This window comes from Nonomuraea polychroma, assembly GCF_004011505.1.
Classification (GTDB): Bacteria; Actinomycetota; Actinomycetes; order Streptosporangiales; family Streptosporangiaceae; genus Nonomuraea; species Nonomuraea polychroma.
On sequence record NZ_SAUN01000001.1, the window covers coordinates 1,251,470 to 1,273,300 of the forward strand.

Consider the following 21,831-nt stretch of genomic DNA (forward strand, 5'->3'; position numbering starts at 1 on the left):
GGTCCGCCGCCGGAGGGAGCCCGCATGACCTCGCCGCCCCTGCTGGAGGTCCGCGACCTCACCGTCCGCTATCCGGCGCGCGGCCGCCGTACCCCGCCGGTCCTCGCGGTGGACCAGGTCTCGTTCACCGTACGGCAAGGCGAGACCCTCGCCCTGGTCGGCGGGTCGGGGTCGGGCAAGTCGAGCATCGCCGCGGCCGTCCTCATGCTGCGCAGACCGGAGAGCGGGTCGGTGCGGTTCGACGGCCAGGAGCTGACCGGGCTCGACGAGCGCGCCCTGCGCCGGCTGCGACCCGCGCTGCAGCCCGTCTTCCAGGACCCGTACGGCTCGCTCAGCCCGCGCCTGCGCGTGCACGACACGATCGCCGAACCGCTGCGCGTCCACGGACGCTGGGATCCGCTCACGGGCCCGGCCCGCGTCCGGGAGCTGCTCGACCTCGTCCGACTGGACGGCTCGCTCGCCCGCCGCAGACCGCACGAGCTGTCCGGCGGCCAGTGCCAGCGCGTCGGCATCGCCCGCGCGCTCGCCTGTGACCCCAGGCTCCTGGTGCTGGACGAGCCCGTGTCCGCGCTCGATCCCTCCGTACGGGCCGGGATCGTCAACCTCCTCGCCGACCTGCGGGACGAGCTGGGCCTCAGCCAGTTGTTCATCGCCCACGACCTGGCCCTCGTCCGGCATGTGGCTCGTCACCAGGTCGCGGTGCTGCACCACGGGCGGATCGTCGAGACCGGCCCGGCCGATCGGCTCTGGGACGCGCCCGGCCACCCCTACACACGCGAGCTCCTCGCCGCCGCCCGCCTCACGGCGTGAACGATGTGGAGGACTCGCGCAAGCCCTCGCATTCCTTGTCCGGCTCTGGGGCGTCGTCGAGCTTTCCGCAGCGGACCTCGGGCTTCGGGATGCCCTGGTCGTCGAGCCTCATGACAGGATCACCTTGTCGTAGGGTTCGTGACGCGCGCCGCGACGGCACCTATTGGATCGGTCCAACCAACGCTTCGACGAAGGCAGGCGCGTGCACGCCGGAGACGTGCACCACGGGGAACCGGGCCCGCTCAGGTTGCAGAAATATATAGACCGGTCTATTTTGCTCTCCATGGTCACTGACAAGGGAGCGCGGACGACCGCGCGCCTGGTGGAGTCGATGCTCGAACTGATCCAGGACCGCGGCTACAGCGGCACGGGCCTCAACACGGTGGTGGAGCACGCCGGGGCCCCGAAGGGGTCGCTCTACTTCCACTTCCCCGAGGGCAAGGAGGCGCTGGGCGAGAAGGCCGTCGAGCTGGCCGCCGGCCACTTCCACAGCCTCGTGGCCGAGCTCGCGGCAGACGCCGCGAGCCCAGGAGACGTTCTCCGGCACGTCGCCGACGTGCTGGCGGGCATCCTCTCCGACAACGACTACCGGCTCGGCTGCCCGGTGTCCGTGGTCACGTTGGAGATGGGCGCGCACAGCGAACGCCTGCGCACCGCCTGCGCGGCCGCCTTCGAGTCATGGATCGGCCCGATGACCGATCACCTCGTCGGCCGGGGCCACGCGCGAGAGACGGCACGCGCCATGGCCATGACCGTCGTCTCCACACTGGAAGGTGCGGTGATCATGTCCAGAGCCAGGCGCGACGTGGCGGCGTTGCGCAACGCCGCACTGGTTCTCGGTGCTCTTCTGGACCAGCCGCCGGCTGCGGAGGAGACCTCGTGAGCCGGCACGCGCTCGTGTTCGGGGCCTCCGGGTTCATCGGCCGGCACCTCATCCTCGCTCTGGACCAGGCCGGTGTCCGGGTCACCGCGGCGACCCGGGACAGCGCGTCCTTCACCAGGCTGAGCGGCTGGCTCGCCGAGCACGGGTGCCGGGCCGCCCCGGCCGGTGTGCGCGTGGACTTCGACGCGCCGTCGTTGGTCGAGGGCGACGCCGTCGGTCTGGAGGACGTCACCGAGATCTACAACTGCGCGGGGGCCTACCGGTTCGGGATGACGGTCCAGGAGGCACGCCGCGCCAACGTCTTCAGCGTCAGGGCGATCGTGTCCTTCGCCGCGCGGCTTCCGCGGCTGCGGCGGCTCGTGCACGTCTCGGGCTACCGCGTGGGAGGCCTGGACCCTGCGACGATGCCGTGGAGTGACGAGCTGGTACGGCGGGTCTACCGGCGTGTCGGCGCCTACGAGGGGTCCAAGGTGGAGTCGGACGCCGTCCTGCAGGCCACCGCCGACCAGCTCGGCGTGCCCTGGTCCATCGTCAACCCGGCCAGCGTGATCGGGGTGAGCACGAGCGGCGAGTCCGACCAGCAGCTCGGTCTCGCCGCGAGCCTGAAGGAGATCTGGCGGGGCTCGATCGCGGCACTACCGGGAAACGCGCGGACGTTCGTCCCCGTGATCGCCGTGGACTACCTGGCGCGGTTCATGACGCTGCTCCCGGAGGACCCGGCCGCCGCGCGCGCCGCGTACTGGATCCTCGACGACGACACTCCGCCGCTGCCGGATCTTCTCTCGCTCGTGGGGCGGCATTATCAGGTCAAGGTTCCGCGGCTGAAGGTCCCCGTGCCGGTGGTGCGGCGGCTGCCGGCCGCGCTGACCAAGGCGGACCCGGAGACGCTGACCTTCATGTCCTCCGACCGCTACCCCACGGGCCCGGCCCGCGAGTTCGCCGGACGTCACGGACTCGAGCTCCCCGACACCGTCGAGTCGATCCTGCGATGGGCCGACCACCTGGCCGCCCACCGGTTCGGGGCCGCACCGGCCGAGGGACCGGTACGGCGGTTCACCCGGCACGCGGGCGTGCGGACGTTCGGAATCGGCGAGCCGGGCGCGCCGGTCCTGGTGCTGCCCGGTCTTCCTGTCAACGCCGACACCTGGGCTCCGGTCGCCGCCACGCTCGGCCACGCGCGCGTTGTGGACCTTCCCGGCCTCGGGCTCAGCGGGGGCCGTCCACGCGACCTGTCCGCCTGGCTGGCCGCTCTGGTCGAGGAGAGCGGCCCTGCGCACCTGGTCGGCCACTCCATCGGGGCCGCCGCGGCCCTCGAAGCCGCTTTGGCACGCCCGGATCGTGTCGAGCGGCTCACGCTGGTGTCGCCCTTCTTCCTCCAAGCCCGCGCTGGATTCGCCACGCGGCTGGCCCCGCTGACCCGCCTGTATCTCCGCCGGGTACGTCCCGATGCCCTGTCGCGCCTGCTCACCGGGGACACGGCCCAGGCGGGAGAGCTCGAGTCCAGCGCAGAGGACCTGCGGCGAGGGCGGGTCGCCGCTCACGTGGCGCAGCTCCTGTCCACCGCGGGCAGCCGACGATGGCGCCGGGACCTCCGGGCCAAGCTCGGGCGTTACCCGGGCCGCGTCCATGTGATCGTGGGATCCGAGGACCCGCTGACCGACGAAGGCCGGGCGCTGGTGGACACGCTCGGCGCGCGGGCGAGCGTGTCCACGATCGGCGGGGCCGGTCACCATCCTCAGCTCACCCACGGTGAGGAGCTGGCCCGGTCGATCCGGGAGCACGCCCCGGTCTCCGCCCTGCCGCCTGTCAGGGGCGACGGCGGCGAAGGCGGGTGGTGACCACCCCCACGACGACCCCGGCGGTGAATGCCACGAGCGCCGGGGCAGCACGCCGCAGGAGCGGCAGGGCGATCAGCCGCAGCCCGTCGAGCGCCGGAGCCTCCGGCTCGGCCGGCGGAGCCGCCGCGGGATCGGCGGATCTCCTCGCGTAGGCCACGGCGGGGCCGGCGGGCCTCTCCGGGTGGCCCGTGGCGGGGTGGGCGGGCGTCCCGGCGTCGGCCGATGCCGGGACGGGGCCTGGTTGGGTGAGCAGGGTCGCGAGGTTCGTGGCGAATTCGTCGATCAGCCGTTGGGACACGTCCGCGATGACCCCCCGGCCGAACTGGGCGACCCTGCCGCGGATCATCAGGTCGGTGTCGAGGGAGACCTTGGTGCCGGCCGGGTCCGGCGCGAGCTCCGCCACGACGTGGGCGTCGGCGTTGCCGTTGCCGTTCCGCTCCGCGCCGGAGGCCCTGAGGACCACGCGCCGGCTCGCCTCGTCCGCCTCCAGGAAGCGGACTTTGCCCTGGTACGCGACGCCGAGCGGGCCCACCTTGACCTTCACCTCTCCCTCGTAAGCGTCGCCCGTGCGGCCGAGCAGGCGACTGCCCGGCATGCACGCGGCGATCCGTTCGACGTCGAGGAGGAGGTCGAAGACGCGGGCCGGCTCTTCGGCGAGGGTGAAGGTGTGCCGTAGTCGCATCAGGTGTCCATGATGCCCTTGCGCTGGGCGCCGTCGAGCGGCAGATGGGCGCCGTTGACGAAACTCGCCCGCGGCGAGGCGAGGAAGGCGACGACCGAGGCGACCTCCTCGGGCTCGCAGATGCGGCCGAGCGGGATCGACGCGACCGCCAGCTCGTGCGCGCGCTCCTGCGTGCACCCCTTGTCGCGGGCGAACGCCTTCTCCAGCGTGTCCCAGCGGTCGGTGTTGACCGGGCCGGGGTTGACGGTGTTGATGCGCACGCCGTACCGGCCGTACTGCTCGGCGACCGACGAGGCGAAGTTGATGTCGGCGGCGTTGGCGACGCCTGCCGTCATCTCCCAGTAGCTGGGCTTGAGACCGTCGTTGCCGACCACGAGCACGATGGATCCGCTGCCCCGCTCCCGCATGTGGGGGATGACCGCCCGGACCGTCCGCACGTATCCCATGAACTTCAGGTTGAGGCTGCTCATCCACTGCTCTTCGGTGAGGTCCTCGAGCAGGCCGCCGGGCGAGCTGCCCGCGCAGGTGACCAGGACGTCGATCCGGCCGAACCGCTCCAGGGTCTCGTCCACGCAGCGTCGTACGTCCTCGGTCACGCTCATGTCGCCCGCCAGCGGCAGGACGGTGCGCCCGCTGGCCTCGGAGATCTTCTTGGCCGTTCTTTCGAGTTCGTCGGCCGTGCGGGCCGTGATGACCACGTCACATCCTTCTGCGGCGAGCTGTTCGGCCACCGCTCGGCCGATCCCCTTGCTCGCCCCGGTGATGAAGGCGACCTGCCCCTCCAGATTGAGGTCCACGAACGTCTCCTTAAGGTCGACTCTTGATATTTGATATACCATCTATCAATCGCTCGACGCTAGACCCGCGATGACGGCACCTGCGGCGCACAGCAGCATCTCGGTCCTGGGCGGGCCGACGAGCTGCGCACCGACGGGAAGTCCCGTCGCATCGGTGCCGGCGGGCACGGACAGCGCGGGCAGGCCGGTCACGGAGGCGAGCGCGGTGAGCCGCGCGAAGGCTGCGCCCGTGGCCTCCAGTCGGCCGGAGACCTCGACCGTGTCCGCTCCGGCAGGCGCCGCCGTGACCGGCACGGTGGGCAGGAGCAGCAGGTCCGCGCCCGCGGATCGCAGGCTCGCGGTGACGAGGTCACGCAGGTGGGCGGCCACGCGGCGGGCACGTACATAGTCCGTCGCCCTGACCTCGGCTCCGGCCTGCAGGGTCGCGCGCAGCTCCGCCGAGGCCGCGCCCGGCGCGTCGGCCCACAGCTCGGCGGACTCGGCGAGCATCACCACCAGCGTCACCGCCGGCGCGGCCGCGATGACGCCGGGCAGATCCACCTCGACGACCTCGGCGCCGGCGTCGAGGAGCGCGCCCCGCGCGGCGGCCATGCGGTCGGCGATCCCCTCACCGACCCTGCCACGCCAGAGGCCGTCGGGCATCGCGACCCGGCGGCCGGGAAGGGCGGGCGGCCCTGGCGCGGGCGATGCGGTGACGGTCTCAGGCGGCCGGTGCGCGAGCGCTCCCGTGAGCACGGCGAACACGGCGGCGCAGTCGGCCGCGGACCGGGCGATCGGTCCCACGGTGTCCTGGGTGGGGGCGAGCGGGGTGATGCCCGTCATCGGAAGGCTTCCCCAGGTCGGCCGCAACCCGGCGACCCCGCACAGGGCCGCGGGGTTGCGGATCGAGCCGCCGGTGTCGGTGCCCAGTGAGATCTCGACGATGCCCGACGCCACCGCCGCCGCCGATCCGCCGCTCGACCCACCGGCCGAGCGCGAGAGGTCCCGGGGGTTGCGGCAGCCGGGCGTCATCATGCCCCAGGCGAGCTCGTGCATCCGGGTCTTGCCGATGACGACGGCTCCGGCCTCCTCCAGAAGCCGGACGACGGCGGCGTCCCGTACGGGGACGCGGTGTCCCAGGCCCGCGGTGCCGTTCCGGGTGGCGACCCCGGCCACGTCGATGTTGTCCTTGACCGCGACCGGCACGCCGTGGAGCGGCCCGCGCACCAGGCCGCGCCGCCGCTCGGCGTCCGCCCGGCGCGCGGCGGCGATCGCCCGGTCCGGCAGCAGGGCGACGAACGCGCCGGAGGCGTCCGCTTCGGCGGCGGCCAGGGCCGCCTCCACGAGCTCGACCGCCGTCACCGCACCCGAGCGCAACCGCGCCCCCAGCTCGTCGACCCCACCGGGCCCCCACAGGCCTGCCGGGCCGTCCGTCTCGTCGCCGTGAACCTGCCATCGACCTGCGCCGCCTCCCGCCCGGATACCACCGACCGGCTCCCGACCCGCGCTACCTTCCACCCCGATCCCACGGTCCCCCCGGTCGCCGGCGTCCGGTTGGGTATCGGGCAGGCGTACCGATCGCAGCCGGGCGACCGCGTGCTCCAGCGTTGCGGACCACGGCGATGCCGATCCGTGGCCCGGCGGCTGGTCAGCTGTCATGGGCCGAGGGAGCCGGCAGGTCGCGGCGGACGATCTTGCCCATGGCGTTGCGGGGCAGCGCCTCGACGAAGAACACCCGCTTGGGGCACTTGTAGGGAGCCAGCCGGGTGCGGGCGAAGGCGATGAGCGCGTCTCCGGTGACGGCGGGGGAGTGGCCGGCCGTCACCACCCAGGCGGTCACCTCCTCTCCCCATCGCGGTGACGGCAGGCCCGCGACCGCGGCCTCCGCCACGCCGGGATGTTTCTCCAGCACCAGCTCCACCTCGCGCGGGTACACATTCAGCCCTCCGGTGATGACGAGCTCCTTGGATCTGCCGTTGATCATCAGATGGCCGGTGGCCGGGTCGATGCGGCCGAGGTCGCCGGTGCGGAACCACCCGCCCGGGTGGAACGCCTCGGCGGTGGCCTCGGGACGGTTCCAGTAGCCCGTGAACACCTGAGGGCCGCGCAACACGATCTCGCCTTCGGCCACGTCCCGGCCCGCGGCATCACAGATCCGCAGCTCCACCCCGGGCAACGGCAGCCCGACGGTGCCGGGCACCCTCGGCCCGCCGAGCGGATTCGAGACGTTCAGGCCGCTCTCCGTGGTCCCGTACCGCTCCAGCGGCACCTGGCCGATCACGGCGGCCGCCCGGCGGGCCAGCTCCGGCGAGAGCGGCGCCGACCCGCACACCGCCAGCCGCAGCCGCCGAAGATCGGTAACCCCCGGCAACTCGGCCAGCCGCTCGTACATCGCGGGCACGGCGAACAGCACGCTGGCCCCCTCCTCGGCGACGGTCTCGACGAGCCGCCGCGCGTCGAAGCGCGCGAGCACCCGCGTCCGGGAGCCGGTGAGCAGGGCGGCGTGCACCCCGCCGAGCCCGTGCTGGTGGGTCAGCGGCAGCGCGTGGACGAGGACGTCGTCAGCGGTCCACCGCCAGGCGGCGAGGGCCGCGCGGATCGACGACAGCAGGTTGGCATGGCTCAGCGGCACCCCCTTGGGCGTTCCGGTGGTGCCCGAGGTGTAGGCGAGCAGCGCGGGTGAGGAGGACGGGATCGGCTCAGGATCCCGCGCGAGCCCGCAGGCGAGGACGTCATGGAAGCCCGTGCCGTCCAGCGCCACCAGCACACGCAGGGGAGGGCCGATGCGGGCGAGCGCCTCGTGGGACGCCCCGGTGGCGAAGGCCGCCTCCGCCCCCGCATCCGCGACCAGGTGGCGCAGCTCCCGTTCGGTCAGCGCGGGGCTCGCGAGGACGGCCACGCATCCGGCCCGCACGACGCCGGCGTAGGCGGTGACGAGGGCGACGCCGTTGGGTGCGGCGATGACGACGCGGGCGCCGGCAGGGAGGCGTCCGCGCAGCCAGCCGGCCACCGCCGCCGCGTGTCGGTCCAGCTCGGCGTGGGTCAGCGCGTCATCGTCCACCTGTATGGCGACGGCATCGGGACGCAGGCGCGCCGTCCGCTGGAACGCCTCCCCCAGCGTACCCTCCGCGAGCCCCGCGAGCACGCCGGCGACGTCGTCCTCCACGTGCCGCTCCCAAGCCGCCCGTCTCAGGTCATCCATGTGCCGCTCCCAAGCCGCCCGTCCCAGGTCATCCATGTGCCGCTCCCAGGGCCCGGCGTCCGAGGTCAGCCACGGGGCGTGCCCCTCTCTTGCCGGAGGAACGCCACCGAGCCGTCCCAGGCGCGGCGGTTGCCCACGCGTTCGGCCGCCAGCCGTTCCAAGAGCGCCGGGTCCCGGATCGCCGCCTTGACGCGGCGGATCGCGTCGCGGTCGCATCGCAGCAGCTCGTCCGCCAGCGCCAGCGCCTCGTCGCCGGGGGTGTCGCTCAGCCTGGTCAGCAGCCCGATGCGCGCGGCCTCGTCAGCCGCCACCCAGCGCATGGTCAGGCACAGGTCCATGGCGCGACCCGCGCCGACGAGCGCCGGCAGGCCCCACGCGCCCACGGCCAGGCCGTGTCCCACGCCGGGAAAACGGAACCGGGCAGCGGGGCCGCCGACGCGCAGGTCGGCGGCGAGGGCCAGTTGCGCGCCACCACCGACCGCGGGCCCTTCCACCACGGCGATCACCGGGCCCGGATGCGCGGCCATCTGCTCGTAGAGTGCGTACAAGTCGTCACTCAGCCCGGCCCGGACCTGGTCCGGCAGGTCGAGGTCGGCGCCCGCGCAGAACACCGCCGGATCGGCGCTGTCCAGGATCACCACCCGCTCGACGGCCGTGCGGAAGGCGTCACGCAGCCCGGACACGAGGCCGGGGTCCAGGGCGTTGCGCCGCTGCCCCCGGTCGAGCCGCAGGCGCAGGACGCCCGGCCGGGACGGATCGAGGACCAGGCCATTACCCTTGACCATCCACCCTCCAGTTGATGCATGATATACCAAACTTAAATCAGAGCTTCCAGTCAAGGGATCGCCCATGACACATCAGGCGGTGTCCGCGTGAAGCCGGCAGCGTACGCCTACCACCGCGCCTACGACGTCCGCGAAGCCGTGGAATTGCTCGGCGAGCTCGGCGACGACGCCAAGATCCTGGCTGGTGGGCAGAGCCTCGTCGCGATGATGAACTTCCGCCTGGCCCGGCCGAGCGCGCTGGTGGACGTCAACCGCATCTCCGGGCTGTCGTACCTGCGGCGTGACGGCGACCGGCTGCGCATCGGGGCGCTCACCCGCCACCACGCGGTGGAGACCACCCGGGACCCCGCCGTCCTCGGCGGCTACGCGGTGCTCCCGCGCGCCGCGCACTGGGTCGGCCACTACCCGATCCGCACCCGGGGCACGTTCGGCGGCAGCATCGCGCACGCCGACCCGACCTCGGAGTGGTGCATGCTCGCCCTGCTGCTCGACGCGGAGATCGTCGCCGAGGGCCCGCACGGCCGCAGGACGATCCCCGCCGCCGATTTCTTCCACGGCTTCCTGACCACCGCGCTCGGCGCGGACGAGATGCTGGTCGAGGTGGTGTTCCCGCGCCCCGCCCCGCGTGCGGCGCTCACCGAGTTCGCCCAGCGGCGCGGGGACTTCGCGATCGTCGCGGCGGCCGCCGCCCTCGACACCGACGGCACCGCCTGCACCGGCGCGCGGATCGTGCTCGGCGGCGTCGACGCCCGGCCGGTGCGGGTTCCCGCGGCGGAGCAGGTGCTGGCCGGGGCGGCGCTCACCACGGACGCCTTCGCGGCTGCCGCCGACGTGGCCGCCCGCGAGGCGTCACCGCCCGGCGACATTCACGGCAGCGCCGACTACCGGCGCAGGCTGGTGCGCACCCTGGTGACCCGGGCGCTGGAGGAGGCCGCGGCCCATGACGCGTGAGGCCGCGCTCGGCCCGGACGGCCGCTGGATCGGCGCGGCCGTCCCCCGCAAAGAGGATCGCCGGCTGCTGCAGGGGCGTGGCCGGTTCGTCGGCGACCTGGCGCCGCCGGGCACGCTCTACGCCGCGTTCGCCCGCAGCCCGGTCGCGGCCGGCACGCTGGGATCCGTCGACCTGACCGCGGCACGGGCGGTGCCCGGCGTCGTGGCCGCCTTCGCCGCCGCCGACCTCGCGCTCGCCGGGCTGCGGGCCGTGCTCGAACGGCCCGAGTTCCGCCCGTCCACCATGCCGATCCTCGCCGAGGACGCCGTACGCCACGTCGCCGAGCCCGTCGCCGTCGTCGTGGCCGAGGACGCGTACGCCGCGGAGGACGGCGCCGAGGCCGTGATCGCCGACATCGAGCCCGGCACGGCCGTGTCGTCCCTGCGGCAGGCGCTCGACGCCGCGCCGCAGGTGCACGACGGGGTGGCCGGCAACATCTTCGTAGACCTGACGATGTTCGACGACCCCGAGATCGACGCCGTCGTCGACGCCGCGCCGCTCGTTCTCACCGAGACCTTCACGAGCGGGCGGCTGGCGGCGCTGCCGATGGAGGGCAGGGCCTGCCTGGCGGAATGGTCGGACCGTGACGAGCAACTCGTCGTGCACGTCTCCACTCAGGTCCCCCACCAGGTCCGCACCGCCATCGCGACCTCACTCGGCCTGCCGGAGAGCCGGGTGCGCGTCGTGGCGCCGGACGTCGGCGGCGGGTTCGGGCTCAAGTGCGTGGCCGGACGTGAGGAGATCGCCGTCGCCGCGGTGGCCCACCGGCTGCGCCGCCCGGTGAAGTGGGTGGAGGACCGGCAGGAGAACCTGACCGCCGCCTTCCACGCCCGCGAGCAGGAGTACGACATCCGCGCGGCGTTCGACGCCGACGGGCGCATCCTCGCCGTGGACGCCGACATCCGCTGCGACGTCGGGGCGTACTCGGCGTTCCCGTTCACGTCCGGGGTGGAGCCGCTGATGGCCGCCACCGAGCTGCCCGGACCCTACAAGCTCCGGCACTACCGTGCGCGCAGCCGCGCCGTGGCGACGAACAAGGCGCCCACCGCGCCGTACCGCGGGGTGAGCCGCCCCCAGATCACCTTCGTCATGGAGCGGCTGATGGACAAGGCCGCGGCCCGGCTCGGCTTCGACCCGGCGGAGATCCGCCGGCGCAACCTCATCGTCAAGGACGAGTTCCCCTACACGGGCGTCACCGGGATCACCTACGACCCCGGCAGCTACCGCGAATCGCTCGACCTGGCCACCGAGCGGTTGCGCGCCGAAGGCTGGTACGCCCGCCGCGACGCCGCCAGGGCCGAAGGCCGGCTCGTCGGCATCGGCCTGTCCTGCTTCTCCGAGCGCACCGCGTACGGGACGCCGGCGTTCATGCAGCGGCGCATGGCCATGACGCCCGGATACGACGTGTCGCACATCCGGATGGACCCCTCCGGCACGGTGTTCGTGACCACCGGGACCGCCTCGCACGGGCAGGGGCACGAGACGACGTTCGCGCAGATCGTCGCCGACCAGCTCGGGCTGCACCCGGACGACGTGCGGATCAGGCAGGGCGACACCGACGTCGGCGGGTACGGCTGGGGCACCTTCGCGAGCCGGTCCGTGGTCGTCGGCGGCGGGGCCGCCAGGCGGGCCGCCGTGCTGCTGGCCGAGCGGGTCCGCCGGGCGGCCGGGCACCTGCTGGAGGCCGATCCCGGCGACCTCGTGCTCGCCGGGGGCGCGGTGGCCGTGCGGGGCGTGCCGGCGGCGTCGATGCCGATCGCCGAGGTCGCCCGCATCGCCCACTTCCAGTCCTACCGGCTCAACGGCGACCACCTGCTGGAGGCCTCGGCGTCCTACGACCCGCCGGGCACCTTCTCCAACGCCACCCACGCCGTCGTGGTGGAGCTCGACCCGGGCACGGGCCGGACCCGGATCCTGCGGTACATCGTCGTCGAGGACTGCGGTGTGATCATCAATCCGCTCGTCGTCGACGGGCAGGTACGCGGCGGCGTCGCGCAGGGCATCGCCGCGGCCCTGTACGAGCAGATCCGCTACGACGAAGGCGGCCAGCCGGTCACCGCGACGCTCATGGACTACCTCGTCCCCACGGCGACCGAGATCCCGCCGATCGAGGTGCTCCATCTCGAGACGCCCTCGTCCCACAGCGAGACCGGCGCCAAGGGCATGGGCGAGGGCGGCACCATCGGCGCCCCGGCCGCGGTCGTCAACGCCGTCAACGACGCCGCCGGTACCCAGGTGCTCGACACCATCCCGGTCCGTCCCGAGCAGATCCTGGGAGTGCTCACGTGAAAGACCTGCATCTGATCAGCCTGACCGTCAACGGCGCCGACCACGAGGCCGTTGTCGAGTCCCGCCGCACCCTCGCCGACGTGCTCCGGCACGACCTCGGCTACACCGGCACCCATCTGGGCTGCGAACACGGCATCTGCGGCGCGTGCACGGTCCTCGTCGACGGTGAGCCGGTACGGTCCTGCCTGGTCTTCGGCGTGCAGGCCGACGGCTGCGAGATCCGCACCGTCGAAGGGCTGGCGGACGGGGAGCGGCTGTCCGACCTGCAGGAGGAGTTCTCCCGCTGCCATGCGCTGCAGTGCGGCTTCTGCACGCCGGGATTCCTCATGCTCGGCGAGGCGTTCCTCGCCGAGAACCCCTCGCCGACCGAGGAGGAGGTCCGCGACGTCGTGGCGGCCAACCTGTGCCGGTGCACCGGCTACCAGGGCATCGTGGAAGCCCTGCTGGCCACCGCCGAGCGACGCAAGGCGGGATCGTGACCAGCGACGGGCGGCGGGTGCGGCGGCTGGAGGACGAGCGGCTGCTGCGCGGGCTCGGCCGGTTCGCCGACGACGTCAGCCGGGTCGGCGCGCTCCACCTGCGGGTCGTCCGGGCGCAGGCCGCGCACGCCCGCCTCCTGTCGATCGACACGGGCCAGGCGCAGGCGCTGCCGGGCGTCACAGCGGTGGTCACCGGCGAGGACGTCAAGGACGTCGCGCCGATCCCGGTCCGGTTGAACGTCGGCGGCCACGACCTCAGCGCGTTCCTGCAACCGGTGCTCGCCCAGGACAAGGTCCGGTACGTCGGCGAGCCGGTGGCCGCGGTCGTCGCCGAGGACCCGTACGTCGCGGAGGACGCCGCCGAACTCGTCGAGGTGTCCTACGACGACCTCGGCGCGGTGCTCGACGGCGAGACCGCGATGGCGGCGCCGGCACTGCACGAGGCCGGCAACGTCGCCGCCGTCCTCGACCTCGGCTACGGCGACTGCGCGGCCGCCTTCGCCGCCGCGGACACCGTGGTGGCGCTCACGCTGGACGTCGGCCGCCACAGCGCGGTGCCGATGGAGCCGCGCGGCCTGGTCGCCGACTACGACGCCGGCACCGGCCGGCTGGAGATCTGGGGCGCCACCAAGGTGCCCGTCTTCAACCGGCGGGTCCTCGCCTCGATGCTCGGCCTGCCCGAGCACCGGATCCGTCTGCACGCGATGGACGCCGGCGGCGGGTTCGGCCCCCGCGGCGAGTTCTACCCCGAGGACTTCCTCGTGCCCTGGCTGGCCCGGCGGCTGGGCCGCCCGGTGAAGTGGACCGAGGACCGGGCCGAGCACCTCGTCGCGGTGAACCACTCCCGCCAGCAGCGCCACCGCATCGAGGCGGCGTTCGCGGCGGACGGCACGCTGCTGGGCCTGCGTGACGACGTCGTCCACGACAACGGGGCCTACATGCGCACGCACGGCGTGCTCGTGCCGGAGCTGACGCTCGCGATGTTGCCGGGCCCGTACCGGGTGCCCGCCTACGCCGGGCGGGCCAGGGTCGTGCTCACGAACAAGACCCCCTGCGGCACCTACCGCGCGCCGGGTCGTTTCGAGGGCACCTTCGCCCGCGAGCACCTGTTCGACGTGGCCGCCGACCGGCTCGGCGTCGACCGGGTGGAGCTGCGCCGCCGCAACCTGCTGCGGCCGGAGGAGATCCCGCACGTGCGCCCGCTCAACACGATCGGCACCGACGTGGTGCTGGACGCGGGCGACTACCCGAAACTGCTGGACACGGCCGTCGCGCACGTCGCCGGCTGGCGGGAGGAGGTCGCCGCGCTGCGGGCCGAGGGCCGCCTCGCGGGGCTGGGGCTCGCGGTGTTCCTGGAGAAGAGCGGTCTCGGCCCGCACGACACCGCCGACGTGCTGGTCGGTGCCGACGGGACCGTGCGCGTGCACTCCGGCGGCACCTCGCTCGGGCAGGGCATCGAGACCGTGCTGGCCCAGATCGCCGCCGAGCCCCTCGGCGTCGATCCGCGCGCGGTCGAGGTGGTCAACGGCGACACCGAGCTGCAGCCGTTCGGCGGGGGCTCGTGGGCCAGCCGCTCGACCGTGGTGTCCGGCTCGGCCGTGCGGCTGGCGGCCGAGGCCGTGGCCGGCCGGGCCGTGCGCGTCGCCGCCCGCGTGCTCGGCGTTCCGGAGTCCGAGCTCCGGCTGGCGGACGGCGTGATCGTGGGCGCCACCCCGGACGTGCGGCTGACGCTCGGCGAGGCCGCCGCCGCGTGCGCTCCGGGGAGCCCGCATCTCGCCGCGGACGAGCCGGCGGGCCTGTCGGCGCGGCGTACGTTCGAGGTCGAGCACATGACTTACCCGTACGGCGTGCACGTGGCCCTGGCCGAGGTGGACCAGGGCACCGGCGGCGTCCGGGTGCGCCGCTACCTGGTCGCCTACGAGGTGGGCCGCGCCATCAACCCCACCCTGGTCGAAGGCCAGCTCGTCGGCGGGGTGGCGCAGGGCATCGGCGGGGCGCTGATGGAGGAGTTCCGGTACGACGACAACGGGCAGCCGCTCGCCGCGACGTTCATGGACTACCTCGTGCCGACCGCGGCGGAGACGCCGCGGGTGGAGACGATCGTCACCGAGGACGCGCCGTCGCCCGACAACCCGCTGGGCGTCAAAGGCGCGGGAGAGGGCGGGTTGTCGGCCGCCGGGGCGGCGATCGCCAACGCCGTACGCGACGCGCTCGGGTTGCCGGGCGGTGTGGGGGCGCTGCCGCTGTCCGCCTCCCGCGTGATCGAGTTGCTGCCGTCACACGTTTCGTAACATCGCGCTAACCCACGCATAGACGTGACCGATCAAACTTGATATACCAAACATCAGGCGTAATCCCGGGAGCCTTTGCCCCCCGCCCAGAGGAGAACGACATGGGATCACCTCCTTCCCGGCTTCTCGTTTCCGCCGTCGTGGCGGCGCTCCTGGCCGTCGCGGCCTGCGGCAGCAGGTCTCCCTCGGTCGAGGGCGCCCCGACCGCCGAGACCACCGCCAAGGGCGACAAGGGCACGCTGACCGTCGGCCTGCTCAACCCGCTGACCGGGCCGTTCGCGGCACTGGGCACGGACGTCAACGCCGGGTTCGAGCTCTACCTCAAGTCCAAGGGCGGGGTGTTGTCCGGGTACGGCATCAAGGTCGTCAAGGAGGACGAGGGCACCGACCCGGCCCAGGGCACCACCAAGGCGCGGCAGCTCGTCGAGCAGAGCAAGGCGCAGATGGTCGTGGGCCTGGTCAACTCGGCGATCGCCTACGCGGTGGCTCCGTACCTGGAGCAGGCCGGCGTCCCGCTGCTCATCACGGTGGCCGGCGCCGACGGGCTCACCAGGAAGAAGGGCGGCAACACCTTCCGGGTGTCGTACACCAGCTCCCAGGACGTCATGCCGCTCGGCGAGTACACCTGCAAGACCCTCGGCCACAAGAAGGCCGCGATCCTCGGGCTCGACTACTCCTTCGGCTGGGAGGCCGCCGGCGGCTTCGCCCGCGCGTACGAGGACGCCGGGTGCGCGGTGATCCAGGAGATCTACGCCCCGCTCGCGACCCAGGACTGGGGGCCGTACGTCAACCAGATCAAGAAGGACGAGGCGGACGTCGTCTATGTCGTGGCGCCGGGCTCGGACGGCATCCGGCTGCTCAAGGCCTACCGCGACTTCGGCGTGAAGCTCCCGATGGTCGCCCACGGATCGACCGTCGACGAGACGACCCTCCCCACGGAGGCCGACACCGCCGAGGGCGTCATCAGCAGCCTGCACTACACGCCGCAGATCAAGTCCGCCGCGAACGACGCCCTCGTCGCCGCGTTCACCCAGGAGCGGAAGAAGAGCGCCAACCAGTACGCCGACGACGGCTGGACCGCCGGGATGGTCCTCGAACAGGCGCTGTCCCAGATCAACGGCGCCCCGACGGCGGAGAACCTCCGGGCCGCCCTGGCGAAGGTCAAGGTGGAGTCCCCCCGCGGCCCGGTGTCCTTCGACGCCTACGGCCAGGCCGTCTACAACATCTACATCCGCAAGGTGGAGCAGCGCGACGGCGGCTGGGTCAACAGCATCGTCTCGACGATCCCCGACGTGAACCAGTTCTTCACCTACGGCGAGGAGAAGTACCTCACCTTCCCCGGCTACGACAAACTCAAGGGAACCTGGGCCAAGTGATGAGCTGGCTCACGCACACGCTCAACGGGCTCGCCTACGGGTCGCTGCTCTTCCTGGTGGCCAGCGGGCTGACGATCACGTTCGGGCTGATGCGCACGGTGAACCTCGCGCACGGCGCCTTCTACCTGCTCGGCGGCTACCTGGCGTACGACCTGGCCAGCCGCGGCACCGACTACTGGCTGGCCATGGTGATCGGCGTCGTGGGCGCGGCCGTCGCGGGGATGGCCGCGCAGCGGCTGCTGTTGCACCGGCTCACCGGTCAGGAGCTGCCGCAGATCGTGCTCACGCTCGGCGTCGCGCTCGTCATCGGCGACCAGATCCTCGCCCACTACGGCGGCGATCCGATCTCCCCGCCGACGCCTCCAGGACTGACCGGACCGGTCGAGCTCGGCGCCCTGGTCTTCCCCAAGTTCCGGCTGGTGCTCATCGGCATCGCCCTCGGCCTGGCGCTGCTCGTCAGCGCCCTGCTGCGCTACACCCCGATCGGCGCCAAGGTGCGCGCGGCGGTCGACGACCAGGAGATGGCGCGGAGCGTCGGGATCCGCGTGCCGCTCATCTTCCTGCTCGTCTTCGGGCTCGGCACCGGGCTGGCGGCCTTCGCCGGCGTCTGGGGCGGCGCCTTCACCAGCCTGTCGCCGGACAGCGGGTTCGAGGTGCTGCTGCTCGCGCTCGTGGTCGTGGTCGTGGGCGGCCTCGGCTCCATCCCGGGGGCCTACGTCGCGGCCCTTGCCGTCGGCCTCGTCGAGGAGTTCGGGAGGGTGCTGTTCCCCGGGTGGGCGATGTTCACCCTGTACGCGTCGGTGGCCCTCGTCCTCGCGCTGCGGCCCCAGGGCCTGCTCGGGAAGGCGGCGCCCCGATGAAGGGCCGGATTCTCGCGGTGGTGGTCGCGGCCGTGCTGCTGCTGGCCGTGCCCGTCGTGCTCGACTCGTTCTCCGTGTTCGTCGCGAGCCGGATCCTCATCCTCGGGTTGTTCGCGACGGCGTACAACGTCGTGTTCGGGTACGGCGGCATGCCGTCGCTCGGCCACGCGGCCTTCTTCGGGATCGGCGGCTACACCGTCGGCATCGCCATCACCCGCTGGGCCTGGCCGATGGCGCTCACCATGCCCGTCGCGCTGGTGCTCGGCGCGGTGGCCGGCGCCGTCTTCGGGCTGTTCTGCCTGCGGGTCCGCGGCGTCTACCTGCTGCTGATCACTCTGGCGCTCTCGCAGGCGGTGTTCGGCCTGGCCTTCTACCAGACCGAGCTCACCGGCGGCGACAACGGCATCCCCGGCATCCCCCGCGACGGAGTGCCCACGGGCGGCGGGTTCTACCTTCTCGCCCTGGCCGTCACCGCCGTCTGCGTGTCGGCGCTCTGGGCCTTCCAGCGCTCTCCCGCGGGCATGACCATCCTCGGCATGCGGGAGAGCGAGTCGCGGATGAGCGCGACCGGCTACCAGGTGAACACGATCCGGGTCATGGCCTTCGCCGTGTCCGGCGCGTTCTCCGCGGTGGCCGGGGCACTCGAGGTCTACCTGCAGGGGTCGGTCTCCACCGCCAGCCTGAGCTGGCAGATCAGCGCCGAGGTGCTCGTGTTCGCCATCCTCGGCGGGGCACGCAGGTTCCTCGGCCCGTTCCTCGGCGCGGCCATCGTCACGGGGCTCGAGGTCTGGGTGAGCACCTACACCGACCGCTGGACGACGGCACTCGGCGTGGTCTACATCCTGACGGCGTTGTTTCTCACCGACGGCGTCCTGGGCAGGCTGCGCAGGCTCCGCCGGGGAACCTCGCCGCCGGCCGAACAGGCGCCGGACGAGCCGGTGATCGTGGAGGTGCGGAAATGAACGACATCGCCATCGCCGGGCACGGCGTCACCGTCCGGTACGGCGCCTTCCACGCCAACGACGACGTGACCCTGGTCGTGCCCGCGGGGGAGCGGCGCGCCCTGATCGGCCCGAACGGCGCGGGCAAGACGACGTTGTTCGGGGTGCTCGCGGGGCAGGTCAGGCCGGTCGGCGGCCGCGTGGACCTGCTGGGCCGCGAGGTGACCCGGCGGCCGGCGCACCGGCGGGCGCGCATGGGGCTGGCCCGGACGTTCCAGATCACCAACCTCTTCGGCGAGCTCACCGTGGCACAGAACGTGCAGCTCACGCTGGCCGCCGAGGCGCGGGCGCACTGGGTGTTCTGGCGCGGGCCGGACATGTTGCGTGATCGTGCGGTGGAGGTGCTGGCCGAGTGGGACATGGAGCACACGGCCGACTGGCCGGTCCGGCGGCTCGCGTACGGGCAGCAGCGGGTGCTGGAGATCGTGCTCGCCATGTGCCGCGGCCCGCGCGTGCTGCTGCTCGACGAGCCCACCGCCGGACTGGCCCCGGCCGACGCCGAGCGGCTGACCTCGCTCGTCGCCGCGCTGCCCAGGTCCATCACGATCGTCATGATCGAACACGACATGGCGGTGGCGTTCGGGCTCGCGGACCGGGTCAGCGTGCTCCAGCAGGGACGGCTCCTGGCCGAGGGCACGCCCGAGGAGATCTCGGCCGACCAGCGGGTGATCGAGGCCTATCTCGGGGAGGTGGCGCATGACTGAGGCGCTGCTCGACGTACGCGGAGTCCACACCTACTACGGCTCCAGCCACGTGCTCCAAGGCGTGTCGCTGACCGTCCGCGAGGGCGAGGTGCTCGGCATACTCGGGCGCAACGGCATGGGCAAGACCACGCTCATCCACACCGTCAGCGGCCTGCTACGGCCCAGGGAAGGCGAGATCACCCTGGGCGGCAGGCCCATCGCCGGCGCGCCCGCCGAGCGCATCGCCCGTGCCGGGCTCAGCCTCGTCCCTCAGGGGCACCGGGTCTTCCCGTCCCTCACTGTGCGGGAGAACCTCAAGGTCGCCGCGCGCCGTGGCGCGTGGACGATCGACGACGTCGCCGACCGGTTCCCCGTGCTGCGGGAACGGTGGAGCCTGCCGGCCGGGAAGCTCTCGGGCGGGCAGCAGCAGATGCTCACCATGGGCCGGGCCCTGGTGGGCAACGGCCGGCTCGTGCTGATGGACGAGCCCACCGAGGGACTCGACCCGCAGACCGTGGCCAGGATCGGCGACGTCGTCGACGAGCTGCGGCGCCGGGGCACGGCCGCGATCCTGGTGGAGCAGAAGGTCGACTTCGCGCTGCGCCGCGTCGACCGGGCCCTCGTGCTCGAACGCGGGCGGGTCGTCCACGAGACCGCCGACCCGCAGGCGCTGCGTACGGATGCGGCGGCCCTGCGGCGATTGCTCGCCGTGGGAGGGTCCTGAAGCGCTTTACATTTCATATACAATTTTTCGCGGCCGCCTCGCCCACCGGGCCTGTCAACGGAGGAAACACCAGCGTGGCGACGTACACGAGCAAGACCGACATGGTGGCTGCCACTCTCCGCGAGCTGATCATCGCGGGCGAGTTGCGGCCCGGCTCCCCGCTACGGCAGCGCGATCTGGCCGAGCGGTTCGGGGTCAGCCAGACGCCCGTCCGTGAGGCGTTGCAGCGGCTGGAGTCCGAAGGGCTGGTGCGCGGCGACCTGCACAAGGGGGCGACGGTCAGCGAGGCCGACAAAGGCGCGACGGAGGAGAACTTCCAGATCCGCGCGGCACTGGAGTCCCTCGGCGCCGAGCTGGCCGCCCCGCGCATCGGCGAGGCCGACCTCGAACGGCTGGAAGAGCTCAACGCCGAGCTGGCCGGCATCCCCGACGGGGATCCCCGCTACGCGGACCTCAACCGCCACTTCCACCACCTGATCTACGAAGCCGCCAGCAGCCCGCTGCTGCTCGCGATCATGAGACTGCTCTGGCAGTCGATGCCGCAGGGCCCGCGGGTGTTGCGCACGCATCTGGAGTCCACCCGGCAGCACGCCCAGATCATCGACGCGCTGCGCGCCCGGGACGGCGCGCGGGCGGCCCGGATCACCCGCGAGCACATCCTGGGCGCGGAGCACCTGGACAATCACGCTCCCTGAGGCGTCACTCGATGCCGGTCGTGCTCGCCGACAACGAGCGCGGGTCACGCCGTCCCCAGGCGCCGCGCTCGACCGCCGCGAGGAAGTCGCCCACCGTGCGGTTGAACAGGTCCGGCTCCTCCAGGTTGAGGGTGTGACCGGACCTGGGAAGGACGGCGAGGCCCGCCGTGGGGATCGTGCGCTTGAGCATCAGGTCCGGCTCCAGGCACCCCTCGTCCTCGTCGCCGGTCATGATCAGCGTGGGGACCGTCAGCCGGGAGAGCTCCTCGCGCAGGTCGTACAGCGAAGGGCGGGACTTCTGCACCCCGCGCATGGTGAGCGCGGAGCCCGGGGTGGAGTGCTCGCCCAGCATGCGCGCGAACTCGGCCCAGCCGCGCGGGTCCTTGTTCTGGAACTGCACTCGTGCGGGCCCCTGCGCGTAGCGGGCGGCGAAGGCCGCGGCGCCCTCCGCCTCCAGGGCCGTGGCGATGGCCTCGCACTCCTCGCGGAAGCCTGCCTGCCGCTCCGGCTGGGCGCCGTAGCCGCAGCCGGCGACCACGAGGGACGCTGCCCGCTCCAGGTGGCGCAGGCCCAGGTGCAGGGCGCAGAAGCCGCCCATCGAGAGCCCTACCACGTGCGCCCGGTCGATGCCCAGATGGTCGAGCACCGCGATCGCGTCCGTCACGGCCCGGGCCTGCGAGTACTGCTCGGGCTGTGACGGCACGTCCGACGGCGGGTATCCGCGGGCGGCGTAGGCGATGCAACGGTAGGAGCGGGAGAAGTGCCGGACCTGAGGTTCCCAGCTGCGGTGGTCGCCGGCGAACTCGTGGATGAAGAGGAGGGGGAAGCCGGTCCCGGTCTCCTCACAGTGAAGCCTGGTCCCGTCATCCGCGACGGCGTAGCTCGTGCGAGAGGCCGAATGCTGGTGCATGAAATATTGTATATCATGCCTCGATCTTCTCCCGGAAGTGCCTGCTCACGACTCCAGCGCGAAGACCACCCACGACTGATCCGGAGCCAGTCCGGCCAGTTCGTGGCCGCACTCCTGCAGCACCTGCGGGCTGGAGGTGATGTGCTGCGTGCCGGCGTGCACGTCCCTGAACAGCCGCTGGATCAGCCCGTCGCGGAGCGCCGAGGTGCCGCCGGAGGCGTAGACGAATCGGGCCACGTCGGCGAGCGTCGACGTGACGTGGTTGAGCGCGAGCCGCACCATCGTCTCCTGGCGCACGCCGAGCACCGTGCCTGAGTCGAGGGTGCGTTCCGCGTCCGCCCACGTCTCGTGGACCAGGGCCTCCGCCGCGCGGGACGTCGCCTCGGCGCGGGCGAAGTCGGCGTGGAAGGCGTCGCTGCCGGCGATCTGGCCGGCCCGCCCGGCCCGCGCCACGGCGGCCCGGCCGGGTACTTGGGGGTGCTTACCATGGAGGCGCAGACTCCGCGGCCGTGGCCCGTGACCCGTGGCCCGCTCGCGGGCACCGACTGGATATACC

General features: G+C 72.8%; 21 protein-coding genes. 13 read left to right on the forward strand and 8 right to left on the reverse strand.

Annotation, left to right across the window (positions count from 1 at the left end):
- Positions 1-24 precede the first annotated feature (24 nt).
- Positions 25-810 carry an ATP-binding cassette domain-containing protein gene (locus tag EDD27_RS05490; protein WP_127931367.1) on the forward strand — a complete coding sequence of 262 codons (786 nt, stop codon included), beginning with the start codon at positions 25-27 and terminating at the stop codon, positions 808-810.
- Here the strand turns inward: EDD27_RS05490 and EDD27_RS57630 are convergent.
- Positions 800-922, reverse strand: a complete 123-nt coding sequence (locus EDD27_RS57630; protein ID WP_277750693.1) for a hypothetical protein — start codon at positions 920-922, stop codon at positions 800-802. The two genes, EDD27_RS05490 and EDD27_RS57630, sit on opposite strands and share 11 nt — an antisense overlap.
- Positions 923-1,093: 171 nt before the next feature.
- On the opposite strand from EDD27_RS57630, the gene EDD27_RS05495 reads away from it, so the two are divergent.
- Both EDD27_RS05495 and EDD27_RS05500 read left to right on the forward strand, forming a co-directional pair.
- Entirely contained in the window at positions 1,094-1,693 is a 600-nt protein-coding gene (locus EDD27_RS05495; RefSeq protein ID WP_127931368.1) for a TetR/AcrR family transcriptional regulator, read from the forward strand.
- The gene (locus EDD27_RS05500; protein WP_127931369.1) at positions 1,690-3,531 is read left to right on the forward strand and encodes an alpha/beta fold hydrolase; all 1,842 of its coding nucleotides are present in this window, start codon (positions 1,690-1,692) and stop codon (positions 3,529-3,531) included. Before EDD27_RS05495 ends, EDD27_RS05500 begins: the two co-directional genes overlap by 4 nt.
- Here EDD27_RS05500 and EDD27_RS05505 read toward each other — a convergent pair.
- The 5 genes from EDD27_RS05505 to EDD27_RS05525 all read right to left on the reverse strand — a co-directional run bounded on the left by EDD27_RS05505 (position 3,500) and on the right by EDD27_RS05525 (position 8,976).
- Positions 3,500-4,213: an SRPBCC family protein gene (locus EDD27_RS05505; protein ID WP_127931370.1), complete on the reverse strand. Its 714-nt coding sequence runs from the start codon at positions 4,211-4,213 to the stop codon at positions 3,500-3,502. The genes EDD27_RS05500 and EDD27_RS05505 overlap by 32 nt on opposite strands.
- Positions 4,213-5,010 (reverse strand): SDR family oxidoreductase, encoded by a 798-nt coding sequence (locus EDD27_RS05510; protein WP_127931371.1) that lies wholly within the window; start codon positions 5,008-5,010, stop codon positions 4,213-4,215. Before EDD27_RS05510 ends, EDD27_RS05505 begins: the two co-directional genes overlap by 1 nt.
- A 45-nt stretch (positions 5,011-5,055) precedes the next feature.
- On the reverse strand, positions 5,056-6,648 hold the full coding sequence (locus tag EDD27_RS05515; protein WP_127931372.1) for an amidase: 1,593 nt from the start codon (positions 6,646-6,648) through the stop codon (positions 5,056-5,058).
- On the reverse strand, positions 6,638-8,191 hold the full coding sequence (locus tag EDD27_RS05520) for a class I adenylate-forming enzyme family protein (protein WP_127931373.1): 1,554 nt from the start codon (positions 8,189-8,191) through the stop codon (positions 6,638-6,640). The genes EDD27_RS05515 and EDD27_RS05520 overlap by 11 nt, the downstream gene beginning before the upstream one ends.
- A gap of 65 nt (positions 8,192-8,256) precedes the next feature.
- Positions 8,257-8,976, reverse strand: a complete 720-nt coding sequence (locus EDD27_RS05525) for an enoyl-CoA hydratase/isomerase family protein (protein WP_127931374.1) — start codon at positions 8,974-8,976, stop codon at positions 8,257-8,259.
- An 87-nt stretch (positions 8,977-9,063) separates the two neighbouring features.
- On the opposite strand from EDD27_RS05525, the gene EDD27_RS05530 reads away from it, so the two are divergent.
- The 10 genes from EDD27_RS05530 to EDD27_RS05575 all read left to right on the forward strand — a co-directional run bounded on the left by EDD27_RS05530 (position 9,064) and on the right by EDD27_RS05575 (position 20,365).
- Positions 9,064-9,927, forward strand: coding sequence for an FAD binding domain-containing protein (locus EDD27_RS05530; protein WP_127931375.1), 864 nt, complete (start codon positions 9,064-9,066; stop codon positions 9,925-9,927).
- Entirely contained in the window at positions 9,917-12,256 is a 2,340-nt protein-coding gene (locus EDD27_RS05535) for a xanthine dehydrogenase family protein molybdopterin-binding subunit (RefSeq protein ID WP_127931376.1), read from the forward strand. The genes EDD27_RS05530 and EDD27_RS05535 overlap by 11 nt, the downstream gene beginning before the upstream one ends.
- Positions 12,253-12,735: a (2Fe-2S)-binding protein gene (locus tag EDD27_RS05540; protein WP_127931377.1), complete on the forward strand. Its 483-nt coding sequence runs from the start codon at positions 12,253-12,255 to the stop codon at positions 12,733-12,735. Before EDD27_RS05535 ends, EDD27_RS05540 begins: the two co-directional genes overlap by 4 nt.
- Entirely contained in the window at positions 12,732-15,026 is a 2,295-nt protein-coding gene (locus tag EDD27_RS05545; RefSeq protein WP_127931378.1) for a xanthine dehydrogenase family protein molybdopterin-binding subunit, read from the forward strand. Before EDD27_RS05540 ends, EDD27_RS05545 begins: the two co-directional genes overlap by 4 nt.
- A gap of 101 nt (positions 15,027-15,127) precedes the next feature.
- Entirely contained in the window at positions 15,128-16,402 is a 1,275-nt protein-coding gene (locus EDD27_RS05550) for an ABC transporter substrate-binding protein (RefSeq protein WP_127931379.1), read from the forward strand.
- A complete protein-coding gene (locus tag EDD27_RS05555; protein WP_127931380.1) occupies positions 16,402-17,262 on the forward strand; it encodes a branched-chain amino acid ABC transporter permease in 861 nt (286 codons plus the stop codon). The genes EDD27_RS05550 and EDD27_RS05555 overlap by 1 nt, the downstream gene beginning before the upstream one ends.
- Complete coding sequence (locus EDD27_RS05560; RefSeq protein WP_127931381.1) at positions 17,259-18,224, forward strand: branched-chain amino acid ABC transporter permease; 966 nt, start codon at positions 17,259-17,261, stop codon at positions 18,222-18,224. Before EDD27_RS05555 ends, EDD27_RS05560 begins: the two co-directional genes overlap by 4 nt.
- Entirely contained in the window at positions 18,221-18,967 is a 747-nt protein-coding gene (locus tag EDD27_RS05565) for an ABC transporter ATP-binding protein (protein WP_127931382.1), read from the forward strand. The genes EDD27_RS05560 and EDD27_RS05565 overlap by 4 nt, the downstream gene beginning before the upstream one ends.
- Complete coding sequence (locus tag EDD27_RS05570) at positions 18,960-19,670, forward strand: ABC transporter ATP-binding protein (RefSeq protein WP_127931383.1); 711 nt, start codon at positions 18,960-18,962, stop codon at positions 19,668-19,670. The genes EDD27_RS05565 and EDD27_RS05570 overlap by 8 nt, the downstream gene beginning before the upstream one ends.
- A 74-nt stretch (positions 19,671-19,744) precedes the next feature.
- Positions 19,745-20,365, forward strand: a complete 621-nt coding sequence (locus tag EDD27_RS05575) for a GntR family transcriptional regulator (protein WP_206641265.1) — start codon at positions 19,745-19,747, stop codon at positions 20,363-20,365.
- A gap of 4 nt (positions 20,366-20,369) precedes the next feature.
- Here EDD27_RS05575 and EDD27_RS05580 read toward each other — a convergent pair whose 3' ends face one another.
- Both EDD27_RS05580 and EDD27_RS05585 read right to left on the reverse strand, forming a co-directional pair.
- Positions 20,370-21,275, reverse strand: a complete 906-nt coding sequence (locus tag EDD27_RS05580; RefSeq protein ID WP_127931384.1) for an alpha/beta fold hydrolase — start codon at positions 21,273-21,275, stop codon at positions 20,370-20,372.
- 45 nt (positions 21,276-21,320) lie between these two features.
- Complete coding sequence (locus EDD27_RS05585) at positions 21,321-21,728, reverse strand: acyl-CoA dehydrogenase family protein (RefSeq protein ID WP_164903491.1); 408 nt, start codon at positions 21,726-21,728, stop codon at positions 21,321-21,323.
- Positions 21,729-21,831: the final 103 nt, after the last annotated feature.

Excerpts from the sequence above, each read along its gene's own strand:
- EDD27_RS05550 (WP_127931379.1), top strand. The coding sequence starts at position 15,128 with ATGGGATCACCTCCTTCCCGGCTTCTCGTTTCCGCCGTCGTGGCGGCG.
- EDD27_RS05535 (WP_127931376.1), top strand. The coding sequence starts at position 9,917 with ATGACGCGTGAGGCCGCGCTCGGCCCGGACGGCCGCTGGATCGGCGCG.
- EDD27_RS05525 (WP_127931374.1), bottom strand. The coding sequence starts at position 8,976 with ATGGTCAAGGGTAATGGCCTGGTCCTCGATCCGTCCCGGCCGGGCGTC.
- EDD27_RS57630 (WP_277750693.1), bottom strand. The coding sequence starts at position 922 with ATGAGGCTCGACGACCAGGGCATCCCGAAGCCCGAGGTCCGCTGCGGA.
- EDD27_RS05505 (WP_127931370.1), bottom strand. The coding sequence starts at position 4,213 with ATGCGACTACGGCACACCTTCACCCTCGCCGAAGAGCCGGCCCGCGTC.
- EDD27_RS05570 (WP_127931383.1), top strand. The coding sequence starts at position 18,960 with ATGACTGAGGCGCTGCTCGACGTACGCGGAGTCCACACCTACTACGGC.
- EDD27_RS05495 (WP_127931368.1), top strand. The coding sequence starts at position 1,094 with ATGGTCACTGACAAGGGAGCGCGGACGACCGCGCGCCTGGTGGAGTCG.
- EDD27_RS05490 (WP_127931367.1), top strand. The coding sequence starts at position 25 with ATGACCTCGCCGCCCCTGCTGGAGGTCCGCGACCTCACCGTCCGCTAT.
- EDD27_RS05565 (WP_127931382.1), top strand. The coding sequence starts at position 18,221 with ATGAACGACATCGCCATCGCCGGGCACGGCGTCACCGTCCGGTACGGC.
- EDD27_RS05515 (WP_127931372.1), bottom strand. The coding sequence starts at position 6,648 with ATGACAGCTGACCAGCCGCCGGGCCACGGATCGGCATCGCCGTGGTCC.
- EDD27_RS05555 (WP_127931380.1), top strand. The coding sequence starts at position 16,402 with ATGAGCTGGCTCACGCACACGCTCAACGGGCTCGCCTACGGGTCGCTG.
- EDD27_RS05520 (WP_127931373.1), bottom strand. The coding sequence starts at position 8,191 with ATGGATGACCTGAGACGGGCGGCTTGGGAGCGGCACGTGGAGGACGAC.
- EDD27_RS05580 (WP_127931384.1), bottom strand. The coding sequence starts at position 21,275 with ATGCACCAGCATTCGGCCTCTCGCACGAGCTACGCCGTCGCGGATGAC.
- EDD27_RS05560 (WP_127931381.1), top strand. The coding sequence starts at position 17,259 with ATGAAGGGCCGGATTCTCGCGGTGGTGGTCGCGGCCGTGCTGCTGCTG.